This is a genomic window from Streptomyces sp. CB01881 (genome assembly GCF_002953255.1).
GTDB lineage: Bacteria > Actinomycetota > Actinomycetes > Streptomycetales > Streptomycetaceae > Kitasatospora.
This window is the reverse complement of sequence record NZ_CP026498.1, coordinates 2,273,314-2,285,693: the sequence shown is the minus strand read 5'-3', so window position 1 is coordinate 2,285,693 and position 12,380 is coordinate 2,273,314. Positions and strand designations below refer to the sequence as shown.

10 protein-coding genes are annotated in these 12,380 nt (G+C 74.7%); all 10 read left to right on the top strand.

What is annotated here, in order from left to right:
• Positions 1–60: 60 nt before the first annotated feature.
• Positions 61–189 carry a hypothetical protein gene (locus tag C2142_RS41495; RefSeq protein ID WP_256463626.1) on the top strand — a complete coding sequence of 43 codons (129 nt, stop codon included), beginning with the start codon at positions 61–63 and terminating at the stop codon, positions 187–189.
• A gap of 119 nt (positions 190–308) precedes the next feature.
• Positions 309–1,595 (top strand): glycosyltransferase, encoded by a 1,287-nt coding sequence (locus C2142_RS09910; RefSeq protein ID WP_241002482.1) that lies wholly within the window; start codon positions 309–311, stop codon positions 1,593–1,595.
• Positions 1,537–2,499 (top strand): hypothetical protein, encoded by a 963-nt coding sequence (locus C2142_RS09905; RefSeq protein ID WP_241002481.1) that lies wholly within the window; start codon positions 1,537–1,539, stop codon positions 2,497–2,499. The genes C2142_RS09910 and C2142_RS09905 overlap by 59 nt, the downstream gene beginning before the upstream one ends.
• Positions 2,496–3,701, top strand: a complete 1,206-nt coding sequence (locus C2142_RS09900) for a radical SAM protein (protein WP_148642050.1) — start codon at positions 2,496–2,498, stop codon at positions 3,699–3,701. The genes C2142_RS09905 and C2142_RS09900 overlap by 4 nt, the downstream gene beginning before the upstream one ends.
• A gap of 17 nt (positions 3,702–3,718) precedes the next feature.
• Positions 3,719–4,663: a hypothetical protein gene (locus C2142_RS09895; RefSeq protein ID WP_148642049.1), complete on the top strand. Its 945-nt coding sequence runs from the start codon at positions 3,719–3,721 to the stop codon at positions 4,661–4,663.
• The gene (locus C2142_RS09890) at positions 4,660–6,096 is read left to right on the top strand and encodes an MFS transporter (protein ID WP_148642048.1); all 1,437 of its coding nucleotides are present in this window, start codon (positions 4,660–4,662) and stop codon (positions 6,094–6,096) included. The genes C2142_RS09895 and C2142_RS09890 overlap by 4 nt, the downstream gene beginning before the upstream one ends.
• The gene (locus tag C2142_RS09885; protein WP_148642047.1) at positions 6,093–9,485 is read left to right on the top strand and encodes an adenylate/guanylate cyclase domain-containing protein; all 3,393 of its coding nucleotides are present in this window, start codon (positions 6,093–6,095) and stop codon (positions 9,483–9,485) included. Before C2142_RS09890 ends, C2142_RS09885 begins: the two co-directional genes overlap by 4 nt.
• Complete coding sequence (locus C2142_RS09880) at positions 9,478–10,353, top strand: S8 family serine peptidase (protein ID WP_148642046.1); 876 nt, start codon at positions 9,478–9,480, stop codon at positions 10,351–10,353. The genes C2142_RS09885 and C2142_RS09880 overlap by 8 nt, the downstream gene beginning before the upstream one ends.
• Complete coding sequence (locus C2142_RS09875; RefSeq protein ID WP_241002480.1) at positions 10,343–11,074, top strand: GAF domain-containing protein; 732 nt, start codon at positions 10,343–10,345, stop codon at positions 11,072–11,074. The genes C2142_RS09880 and C2142_RS09875 overlap by 11 nt, the downstream gene beginning before the upstream one ends.
• A 5-nt stretch (positions 11,075–11,079) precedes the next feature.
• A complete protein-coding gene (locus tag C2142_RS09870; protein ID WP_148642044.1) occupies positions 11,080–12,123 on the top strand; it encodes a hypothetical protein in 1,044 nt (347 codons plus the stop codon).
• Positions 12,124–12,380: the final 257 nt, after the last annotated feature.

Sequence of the window (12,380 nt, the reverse complement as noted above, 5' to 3'; positions counted from 1 at the left end):
GATTCCTACCTTTTCTCTCGGACCGGCGTAGCGGACGCCGCCACCGCAGAGGAGGACAGCATGCCCGAGGACATCAACCCGGAGCCGACCGAGGCCGAGGACGAGGACGTCGACGTCGTCGCGCACGGGGTGCCCGCCGACGAAGCCGTCGAGGACTGGTGCGTCGTCAACAACAGCTCGGCGCTCTGACCTGAACGTCGAGCCATGAGGACCGAGCGGGCCACCCGGTCATTGGCGCGAGTCGCCGGAGTCCGGGCGGCCCGCTCGGTGCCCGCCCGTCGGCCCGACCGCTCCGGCCCGGAGGCCCCGTGAACATCCTGCTCTGCCCGCTCAGTGACGGCGGCTACCTCTACCCGGCGATCGCGGCCGGGCACGAGCTGCGGCGTCGGGGCCACCGGGTCAGCGTGCTCGGCCGGTCCTCCGCCGCACCCCTCGTGGCCGAGGCCGGCCTGCCGTTCGCGGCGGCGGAGGACTTCGGCGGCCGGCGGGCCTTCTCCGCCACCTGGTGGGGCCCCACCGGGGCGGCGCAGTACCGGGCGGTCGTCCGTGCCGCCCGGCAGGCCCGGGCCGACCTGCTGGTCACCTCGGTGCTGTGCAACGGCGCGCTGCTCGCCGCCGAGACGCTCGACATCCCGGTCGCGGTGATCGGACTCTCCGTCCACCTGTGGGACTACCGCAGCGGCGGCGAGGGCGAGCCGCAGTTCGGCCGGACCAGGGAGAACCGCACCCACGAGTGCCTGGACCTGTATGCCGCCACCCGGGAGCAGGCCGGACTGGCCGGGCGGCCGTCCCGGTGGGCCTCGCACCCCTGCGCCGGCCCGCTGCTCGGCGAGGCGCTGCTGCTGCGCGGCGACCCCGAACTGGAGTACCCCGGCGCGGTGCTGCCCGAGCGGGTGCACCACGTCGGCCCGCTCGCCTGGGAGCCCGCGGCCGACCGGGCCGAACTCGCGGAGATCCGGGCCCACCTGGAGCGCTCCGGCAAGCCCGTCGTCTACGTCCACCTGGGCCGCTTCTTCGGCGGCGGCTCCCCGTGGCCCCGCCTCAACGCGGCCTTCACCGGCGGCCCGTTCCAGGCCGTCGTCGAGCAGGGACGGTCGACCGACCCGCGACCCGCTCCCGGGGCCGACATCCTGCTCGTCCGCAAGCCGTGGCTGGGGCCGCTCGTCGACCTGGCCGGCCTCGTGCTCACCAACGGCACGTCCGCCCCGGTGCTCGCCGCCCTGCTGCGCGGCCGGGCCCTCGGCGTCTCGCCCAACGGCTCCGAGCAGCCGCTGCTCGCCGGCGCCCTGCTCCGCGCCGGCGTGGCCGTGCACGTCCCGAGGACGGCCGAGCCGAACCCGTCCGGGCTGCTCGAAGCGGCCTGGCGGGACGACGCGCTGCGCGGGCGCGCCCGCGGGCTCGGCCGCCGGCTGGCCGCGGCGGACGGCGCCGCCCGCGCGGCCGATGCCATCGAGCGGGCGGCCCGGCCGTCAGCAACCTCCACACAGAACCGGGAGAACCATGGGTACGCGATCAGCCGGCCTGGGCACAGCGGTCGTGGCGAAACTGTCGACGGGGGCGCTGCACTGGATACGCCTCCACTCAGGCTTCCTTGACTCGCCGTCGGGCCGTGCCGAGCTGCCGCTCACCCCGCGGGTCAAGGCCCTGCTGCAGCTCGCCCTGCTGCGCCGCTCCTGGGAACGGGTCGCGCCGCGGGACCCCGGCCTGGCGGAGGTCACCGGGACCCTCGGACGCGTCTGGCGCGACCCCGGCTTCCCGCTCCTGCTCGCCGCCGAACCACGCTACGCGTGGCAGTTCCGGCTGGCGTACGGCGCGCTGGCACCCGCCGGGATCACCGACGGCCCGCACCCGGCCGTGCTCGCCGACGTGGCGGCCGGCGGCCTCCTGACCCCGCGCCGGCAGTCGCCCTTCGGCAGCCTGGAGACCCGGTACTACGCCGACCTCGCCGGGGTCCGGCACAGTCTGCGCCCCTACCGGGAGCTGTACGAGGCCGGCCGGCTGGCCCGGCACGGGGACGACCGGCCGCTGGACGAGCTGGACGTCTGCGACGTGACCCACACGGTCTTCCACCTGACCGACTTCGGCTTCCGCGCCCCCGACCCGGACGACCCGCGCACCGTCGCGCTGACCGGCGCGGCCCTGGAGCACGCCCGCGACCGGGTCTGCCGGCTCACCGAGGCGACCGTACGCCGCGGGGAGTGGGACCTGACCGGCAAGCTGGTGCTCGCGCAGCACTGCCTCGGCCTCGACCCGCTGCGCACGCAGTCCGGGGCGGCCGGGCTGCGGATGCTCGCCGCGGTCCAGTCGCCCGGCGGCGCCATCCCCGGACGGTCCGCCGACGACCGGGCGGACACGGCGGCGACCACCGTGGAGTTCTTCCGCAAGGCCTACCAGTCGACCGTGGTGACCGCCCTCGCCACGCTGACCGTCCTGCACGGGCGCCCCGACGGGGCGGACGACGCCGAGGAGCGGTCGCCGGCCGTCCGGGGGGCGCGGTGACCCGGGTCCAGGCCGACGAACTCACCGGGCACGTCGCCGGCGCGCGCATCCTCCGCGGCGAGCGGAACTGGTGGTTCCTCGGCCCGGGCGGCGGGCTCGCCCGCCTGCGCGACGGACAGCTGACCGCCGAGGGACGGCTGCGGCCCGCCACCGAACGCCGACTGCGCGAGCACGGCCTGCTGACCACCGCACTCCCGCGCAGCTACTCGCTGACCGTGCTCACCAGCACCCAGTGCAACCTGGGCTGCGGCTACTGCTTCCAGAACACCGGCCAGGACCCGGACGGCGGCAGCCGGCCGCCGCGGATCGCCCGGACGCGCCTGACCTCGCGGACCATCGGCTCGATCCTCGACTTCACCGACCGGCAGATGGCCGCCGCCGGCGTGGAGGAGCTTCGGGTCCTGCTCTTCGGGGGGGAGCCCCTGCTCAACCCGCGCGGCTGCCTGGAACTGCTGGAACGGGCGGCCGACCACGGACTGGCGTCCGCCTGGATGATCTCCAACGCCACGCTGCTCACCCCGGCCCTGGCCGCCCGGCTGGCCGACCTCCGGCTCCGCTCCGTCCAGGTCAGCTTCGACGGCGACCGCCCCGACCACGACCGGATCCGGATCCGGCGGGCCGACGGCGGCGGGACCTACGACACGATCGTCCGCAACCTCGTCCGGGCCTCCGAGGCCTCCCCGCTGCGGTGGACCCTTCGGGTCAACGTCTCCCAGGAGACCCACCAGGGGGTCGACGCGCTGATCGGCCGGCTCGCCGCGGAGCTCGACCCCGAGCGCTGCAGCCTGTACTTCGCCCAGGTGGGGGACGTCGGCATCGGCTACGGGAACGACCTCCAGCACACCCGCGACCTGTCGGCCCGCTTCACCCGCTGGCAGCGCCGCGCCCTCGACCTCGGCTTCACCGTGACCCGCCCGCAGGCCCACCGCCCGTGCGTCACCTGCGGCTACGACGACGGCCGCTTCGGTGCGGTGGTCAGCGCGGACGGCACACTGGCGAGCTGCTGGGAGACCGCGGGCCGGACCGACTGGGAGGTCGGCACGATCACCGGCGGATACCTGCCCGGCGCAGTGACCAGGGAACGCTGGGTCGGCTGCGAGGACCTCTACCGGCGCGCGGACGACCGGCGCACGCTCGCGGCCTTCCACGACACGGTGGACGCGGCCCTGCTCGACTACCTCGACGAGACGGGGCGCCTGTAGCCATGCCATCGGATGCCATGCCACCGGACCTCCACCGGCTGTCCGCCGGCACCCTCGCCTGGCTGGAGCGGAACCTGGACCGCTTCGACCCGTACGCGGCGGGCCCGGGCCACCCGGAGCACGAGACGTCGTACGCGCAGGCCAAGGCCGCGCTGGAGCTGGCGCTGCTCCGCCACTGCTGGGCCCGGGTGGACACCGGCGACGACCCCCGGCTCGCCCGGGTGACGGCGCGGGTCCGCACGCTCTGGCAGCACCCGGACTTCCCCCGGCTCGTCACCGCCGACCCCCGCTGCGCCGCCTACTACGGGCTGGTCTACGCCGCGCTGGCCCCCGACGGCATCGACGACCGGCCGTGCCGGGCCGTACTCGCCCGGCTGGCCGCCGACGACCTGTCACCGCGGGGGAGGACGCCCTACCAGCGGCTGGAGCTGCGGTACTACGCCGACAAGGCCGGCGTGCGGCACACCGTCGAGCCCTACGAGGAGCTCGTCGCGCGGAACGTCCTCGTCACGCTGCCCGCCGAGGCGGCGAAACGCGCGGTGCCGGACGGCGAGGCGCCGGTCACCGTCCCGGAGGCGTACGCCGTCACGCACTCCAGCTTCTACCTGAGCGACTTCGGCCGGACCGGCGCGGGGCTGTCCGCCGACGCCCTGGCGGACGCGGCGGAGCTGGTCCGCCGGCTGCTGGAGCACTGTGTCCGGCGCGACTGGTGGGACCTGGCCGCGGAGCTCCTGCTGACGCAGGTCTGCCTGGGCCTGGAGCCGCTGCGCACCCCCTGGGGCACGGCAGCCGTCGCCTGCCTGGCCCGGGCCCAGCAGAGCGACGGCGCGATCCCCGGGCGGTCCGCCGGCACCCGGGTGACGGCGGACGGGCCGGCCGGGGCGTTCTTCGCGAAGGCCTACCACACCACCCTGGTCACCGCGATGATGACGCTGCTCGTCGCCCCGGCGGGTGCCGCATGACATTCCGGCCGACCCTCATCAACCGCGAGTACACCCGCCTCTGGTTCGGCCAGGCCGTCTCCTCCGTCGGGGACGCCGTGTTCAGCACGACCCTCGTGCTCTGGGTGGCCACCGTGCTGGCCAAGGGGAAGCCGTGGGGGCCGCAGGCGGTCAGCGGCGTCGTGCTGGCGACCAGCGCCGCCGTGCTCTTCGTCGGGCCGCTCGCGGGCGTCTTCGTCGACCGCTGGGACAAACGCGCCACCATGCTCGGCACCGAGGTGATCCGCGGCGCTCTGGTGGCCGCGCTGACCGCCGTCGCGTTCCTCCCGGCCGAGGACCTCCCGGTCGGGGTGTGGCTCGGCCTGATCTACACGACCGTGCTCGTCCTCAACGCGGCCAGCCAGTTCTTCACCCCGGCGCGGTTCGCGGTCGTCGCGGAGTTCGTCACGGGCGACGCCGACCGGGCCCGCGCGGCCGGCATCGCCCAGGCGACCGCCCAGACCGCCTGGATCATCGGGCCGCCGCTCGCCGCGCCGCTGCTCTTCACGGTCGGCATCCAGTGGGCGCTGTTCTTCAACGCGGCCTCCTACCTGGTGTCGTACATCGCCATCCGGTCGGTGGACATCACGCCGCCGGCGCCGGCCGTCGGCCGGGACCGGCCGAGCGCCGAACGCCCCGGCCTGGTCAAGGAGTTCAAGGCGGGCCTGCAGTTCTTCGTGCGCAGCCGCTTCCTGGTGGCGCTGCTGCTGCTCACCGTGGTCGGCCAGCTCGGGGTCGGCGCCCTGTCCACCCTGAACGTCTTCTTCGCCACCGGGAACCTGCACGCCTCCGCCCAGCTGTACGGCTACCTCGGCATGGCGACGGGGATCGGCGGGATCGTCGGCGCGCTGGCCTCGGGCCGGGTGGTGAAGTGGATCGGCGCCCGGCGGACGACCTGGATCGGCCTGATGGTCAGCGGCGCCCTGCTGGTCCTGTACTCCCGGCAGACCGCCTTCTCGGGCGCCGTGGCCGTGCTGTTCGTCTTCATCCTGCCGATCACCATGCTGAACACCGCCATGGCACCGCTGCTGCTGGCCGCGACCCCGGCGGAGTTCCGGGGCCGGGTGCTCGCCGTGTTCTACCCGGTCACCCGGCTGGCGGCGATGCTGACGGCGGCGCTGGCGGGCTGGCTCGCCGGCAGCGGCCTGCGGGACTTCAGCGGTTCGGTCGCCGGTGTGCGGTTCGGCCCGATCGACACGATCTTCGCGGTCTCCGGGCTCGTCGTCGTGCTCGCGGGCGTCTGCGCGCGGTTCGCCCTCCCCGGACCGGACGCCGCGCCGTCCGCCGGGCCCGACCAGGCCCGGCCGGACACGGACGACGAGCCCGGCGGCGCGTCCGGCGACGAGCCCGGAGACGAGCCCGGCGACCAGCCCGGTCCGGGGCCGGCCGAGCCCACCCTGAAGGGCACCAGGTGAACTGCCCCGCGTGCGGACGCCAAGCCGCCGACGCCGACCGCTTCTGCGCCGGCTGCGGCGCGCTGCTGGCGGCCGGCGCCGCACCGCGCGAGACGCGCAAGAAGGTGTCCATGCTCTTCCTGGACATCGTCGGCTCGACCGCGCTCGCGGAACGCCTGGACCCGGAACCGCTGCGGCAGGTCATGGACCGCTACTTCGCGAGCTGCGGGGCCTGCATCGCCGAACACGGCGGAGTGGTCGAGAAGTTCATCGGCGACGCGATCCTCGCCGTCTTCGGCGCCACCGTCGCCCACGAGGACGACGCGGTACGGGCTGTGCGCGCCGCCACCGGGGCGCTCGCGGCGCTGGCCGGGCTCACCGCCGAACTCAGCGCCGAGTACCAGGTGGAGCTGGAGGCGCGGGCCGGCATCTGCACGGGCGACGTCGTGGTGATCACCAGGCCGGGGGACGACTTCCGGGTCGTCGGGGACGCCGTCAACACCGCCGCCAGGCTGCAGACGGCCGCCCGGCCGGGCGAGGTGCTGGTCTGCGCCGACACCGCGGCCGTGGTGCGGTGGCAGGTCGGCATCGAGCCCGTCGCACCGCTGCGGCTGAAGGGCAAGGCCCGCCCCGTGCCGGCCTGGCGGGTCACCGCCCCGGTGCTGGTCGCCGACGGCCCCGGGCCGGTCACCCCGTTCATCGGCCGGGACGACGAACTGGAAGAGCTGGAGCGCAGCTTCCGGCGGGCCCGGCAGCGGCGGCAGGTCTGTCTGGCCACCGTGGTCGGCGTTCCCGGGATCGGAAAGTCGCGCCTGGTGCGCGAGTTCCTCGCCACCCTGCCGGACGGCGAGGTCACCGTGCTGTCCGGACGCTGCTCGGCCTACGGCCGGGGGATCACCTACCGGCCGCTGGCCGAGATGCTCGGCTCGCTCCCCGGCGGCTGGCCGGCGCTCACCCGGCTCCTGGAGGCCGGCTCCGATCCCGGCCCTTCCGCACCTGCCCCTTCCGGTCCCGCGCGCCCCGAGCCGCCGGGCCCCGGTCCCGCGCGCCCCGAGCCGCCGGGCCCCGATCCCGCGCGCCCCGATCCGCCGGGCTCCGAGCCGCCGGGCTCCGAGCCGCCGGGCTCCGAGCCGGGCGGCGCGGCGTCGGCGCACGGCCTCGTGGCGCACACCCTCGGCCTGGTCGTGGACCAGGACGGCAGCTCCGGCGGCCAGGTCGGCGTCGAGGACATCGCCTGGGCCGTGCGCCACCTCCTGGAGGCCCTCGGCCGGTCCGGGGCCGTCGTCATGGTCTGGGACGACCTGCACTGGTCGGAGGAGACCCTGCTGGACCTCATCGACGAGGTCGCGACCTGGCTGCACGACGTCCCCGTCCTCCTGCTGTGCGTCGCCCGCCCCGAACTGCTGGACATCCGCAGCACCTGGGGCGGCGGGAAGCCCTGCGCGACGACGCTGGAGCTCGGTCCGATGACCGGCGATCAGACGGCCGCCCTGGTGGAGCAGCTGGCGCTGCGGGGCGAGGTCTACCCGCAGGACTACCAGGAGGTGAACAGCCGGGTCGCCACGCTGTGCGACGGCAATCCGCTCTTCGCGGAGCAGCTCATGGACGTCTTCGCCGAGACCGCCCCCGGCACCCAGGTCCCGCCCACGATCCAGGCGATGCTGGGTGCCCGGCTGGACCAGCTGCCCGGCACCGAGCGCAGCCTGCTGGAGCTCGCCGCGGTGATCGGGCGCGAGTTCACCCGGGACCTGCTCCGGGTGATGGCCGAGGCGGACGGCATCGACCCCGCCGCGACCGACGAGGCGATGGCCAGGCTGGCCCGCAGGCGCGTCCTCGAACGCGGCCCGGCCGGGACCGTCCGCTTCGCCCAGGCCCTGCTGCGCGACACCGCCTACGAGTTCACCCCCAAGACGCGTCGCGAGCGCTGGCACGACTTCCTGGCCGAGTGCTACTCCCGCGAGCACCCACAGGACGCGATGGCCGTCGTCTACCACGTCGAGGCCACCAGCCGCCTGCGCAGGCAGCTGCGCCCCGGCGACCCCCAACCGCCCGCGCTGGCCGGGCCGGCGGCGAACACCCTGATCGCGGAGGGCATGAACGCCCTGGCCCGCAAGGACCTGCCGGCAGCCGTCCAACTGCTGGAGCGGGGGCGCGCGTTGCTGCCCGACGGCGATCCCCGCCACACGGCGCTCGCGCTGCACGTCTGCGATGCCGGCCTCTGGCTCCAGGACGAGGAGCGCTGCCGCGGCGCACTCGCTGCCGCCGAGGCCGCGCTGCCGGGGGACCGCCGCGCCGCGGTCACCTGCGCGATCCAGCGCGCCATCGTCACGCTCCGGCTCGGCCTGGCCCCGGCCGAGTCCGTGGCGGCGGACGCGGCGGCGATCGCGGCGGCACTGGAACGCGACCCCGGGGACGACCTCAGCCGGTGCCGGCTGCACCAGCTCCAGGCCCACCTCGAACTGATCGCGGAGCGGACGGCCTCCGCGGAGGCCTCGTTCGGTCACGCGCTGAAGCGGGCCCGGGCCATGAACGACCGCTACGAGGAGGACCGGCTGCTCTGCGCGGTCTGCGAACTGGCGCAGTGGGCACCGACGCGCGTCGCCACCGGGCTGGAGCTGTGCGCCATGCTCTCCCACCGGTTCGCCGCCAGCCGGACCCTGCTCATCCCGGTGCTGGTGACCAGGGCACACCTGGAGGTGCTCGGCGGCGACATCGACGGCGCCCGGCACACCCTCGCCGACGCGCTGACGTACTCCCGCGACGTGCACCTCGACCTGGCCGACGCGGTGGTGCTGGACGCCTCCGGCTTCGTGGAGTCGCTGGCCGGCGCCCACGACGTGGCCGAGGCGCGGTACCGGCAGAGCCTCGGCGTGCTGCGCACCACCGAGCACGCCCCGGACTCCCGCAACACCGAGGTCGCGATCGCCAAGGAGCTCTTCGCCCAGGGCCGGGTGGCCGCCGCCGCGTCGGCCCTCGACCGGCTCGACTTGGCGGGCGCGTCCGAGAGCGTGCGGGTCAGGCTCGGGACGGCCGCACTGCGCGGCCGGATCGCGTCCGCCCGGGGGTGTCACGAGGAGGCGGTGGCGGAGGCGACGGCGGCGCGGACCCTGGCGGCCGGGTCGGACGACCTGTGCCTCACCGGGGAGACGCTCTTCGATCTGGCGATCGTGCTCAGAGCGGCCGGGATGACCGGCCGGGCGACGGAGGAAGGGGCCGAGGCGTTGCGGAGGTTCGAGGCGAAGGGTGCCACGTTGCCGGCCGGCCGGGTCCGCGAGTGGCTCGGTGCGGGGAATGCCGGTGGTGCCGGTGGCGCTGCTGGTGTTGGTGGTGCCAGTAGTGCCGTGGGTGCTGCTGGTGCCGGCGATTCCGGTGGTGCGGGTGCCTGTGGATCCGGTGGTGCCCGTGACTGACGTCCCGCCGTGGCGCAGGCCGCCGCGCGACCACTTCCCCGGCGTCCCCGCGTGGAGCATGCCCGTCTCCGTGGTACCGCAGGAGCCCTTCGACGTGAGCCCGCTCGGCCCGGTCACCCAGGAGTGGGCCTGGGGCGGTGCGGACGGCTCCGGGGTCCGGGTCTGCGTGCTCGACAGCGGTGTCGACGCCGACCACCCGCTCGTCGGCGGGATCGACCGCTCCCTGGACGTGATCCCCGGCGAGGACGGCGACCTCACCGTCGCACCGACCGAACCCGGCGACGCGGCGGGGCACGGCACGGCCTGCGCGAGCGTCATCCGGTCCATCGCCCCGGCGGCGTCGCTCACCTCGGTACGCGTCCTGTCCAGCGGTCGGCACGGCAGCGGGGCCGCCCTGCTCACCGGACTGACCTGGGCCATCGAGGAGGGGTTCGACGTCATCAACATGAGCCTCTCGACGACGAAGCCCGACTTCCGCGACGCCCTGCGCGACCTGTCGGACCACGCCTACTTCCGGCGCTGCGTCATCGTCGCGTCGGCCCACAACATGCCGGTGCGCAGCTACCCGTGGCCGTTCGCCTCGGTCATCTCGGTGGCCAGCCACGACAGCCCCAACCCGATGACCTACTACTACAACCCCTCACCACCGGTCGAGTTCTACGCACGGGGCGTCCGCGTGCCGGTGGCCGGGCCGGGCGGCCGGCAGCTGCTCAGCACCGGGAACAGCTTCGCGACCCCGCACATCGCGGGCATCTGCGCGCTCATCCTCAGCAAGCACCGCTCGCTCACGCCGTTCCAGCTCAAGTCCGTCCTCTACCTGGCCGCCGAGAACGTTGCCGTACCCGATGGAGGTGCGCGTGTCGACTGACCCGCTGGAAAGTGCCGATCTCCCGCAGCGCAGACTGCTCCAGTCGATCGTGGAGGTCGCCCGCAGCGTCTTCGGCGCGGCCGCCGCCTCCGTGCTCCTGGTGGACCAGGCGAACGGGGACCTGGTCTTCGAGGCGGTGGCGGGCGAGGGCGAGCAGCACCTGCTGGGCACCAGGTTCCCCAACGGCACCGGGATCGCCGGCTGGGCGATGGTGTCCGGCCAGCCCGTGGTGATCGACGACGTGGCGGACAGCGCCCGCTTCTCCCGAAGAGCGGCGGAGTCCACCGGCTACGTGCCGCGCAGCATCATGGCCGCCCCGCTCATCTGCGAGGGCGACTGCGTCGGTGTGCTCGAAGTACTGGACCGGGACAGCCGGCAGCGCTGCGACCTCGGCGACATGGCCTCCCTCGGGCTGCTCGCGACCGAGATGGCGACGGTGCTGGAGCTGCTCGTCCAGCTCCGGTCACGGGACGCCGACCTCGGCGCCCGGGCAGCGAAGGACCGGACCGCGCGGCTCGACCTGTCCCTGCTGGAACGAGTGGCGGAGCGGCTTCCGCTCGCCTCCGAGCAGGTGGGCGCGACGGTGACCAAGCTCCTGGTGATGGCCGACGAGCTGCTCGCCGGCGAGGCGATGGCGGGTGGACCGACGGCGGGCGAGCCGACGGCGGGTGAACCGAAGGCCGGGGGGTCGGCCGGCGGGCGGGGCCTCGGTGACGGGTGACGCCCGTGGCTGACGCCCGTGCGGCCTTTCTCGCGCAGCTCGCGCAACCCACCCAGGTCGTCGACGTCAGGCCCCGGCCCGTGCCGTGCGTGCTGTTCCTCAGCCGCGCGTGCGACGGCGAGGCGGACGCGGTGCAGAACCTGCTCGGGGCCGAGGGAATCCGATCGGCCCGGCTGAACGCCGACGAACTCGTCGCCGCGGACCTGGTCGTCGCCCCCGACGGCCGGGCGGCTCGTCTGAACGGCCGCTGGCTGACCCCCACCGTGACCTGGATCAGGCACTTCGCAGTGTCCGCGATCGAGAGCACCGAGGACGCGGCCCACACCCTCTTCCTACGGGAGTCCTGGCAGGCCGCGGCCGGTCAGCTGGCCACGATCGCCCGGACGGCGATCCACCCGGGCCGCCCCGGACTGCTCTCCCAGCTCCAGATCGCCCGGCGCCACCGGGTCGCCGTGCCGCGCACGATGCTGACCACGGACCCGCGCCGCGCCCGTGACGAGTTCGACTGTCCGCGGCTGGTCGTCAAGGCCGCACACCACCACTTCGTCGAGTCCGCGCCCGGCCGGCTGAACGGCGTCTTCCCCGTCGTCGTCGACCGGCACGGCCTGTCCGCCGGGCCGAGCCCCGGGCCGCCCGTGATCGTGCAGGAGTACGTCGAGCACGAGGCGGAGCTGCGCGTCTACTACGTGGCCGGCCGGATCCACGCCTTCCGGGTCGGCAAGGACGCACCCGCCGATCCCTGGCTCGCCCCCGACCGGCTGGACGTCCGCTCCGTGGCGCCGCCCCCGGCGGTGGTCGCCGCCACCAGGACCCTCGCCGCGGCGATGTCGCTCCGGTACGGCGCGTTCGACTTCCTGATCAGCGCCGGCGAGCCGGTCTTCCTGGAGGTCAACCCCGACGGCGACTGGCGCTGGGCCGAGCAACGGACCCACACCGAGCCCGTCACCGCCGCGGTGGCCGCCATGCTCGCCGACCTGCACCGCGAGGGGTCGCCGTCGCCGGGGGAGTTCGACCTGCTCGGGTTCCTGTCCGGGCCGGGCTTTGCCTGAGCGGCCGAGTAGGCGTAGTGTTACCTGGTCGCTCGGCAGGGAGCACCGGACACGCATCGGCGCGGACGGTCCCGGGGCGGCCAATCCCTGGAAACATCACTTCCCGGTTCGGGCTGGGTCGTGCTTTGCCTTTTTCGGCGGTGCGGCTCGGGTCTTATTCGGCGTGTCCGTTTATATGGATTGCGGCCGGATTCGCTTCTCGGAGCGGTGATGGGCTAGAGTTTGGAACGTCGGACGGGGCGTCAAGCCGCAGAAGA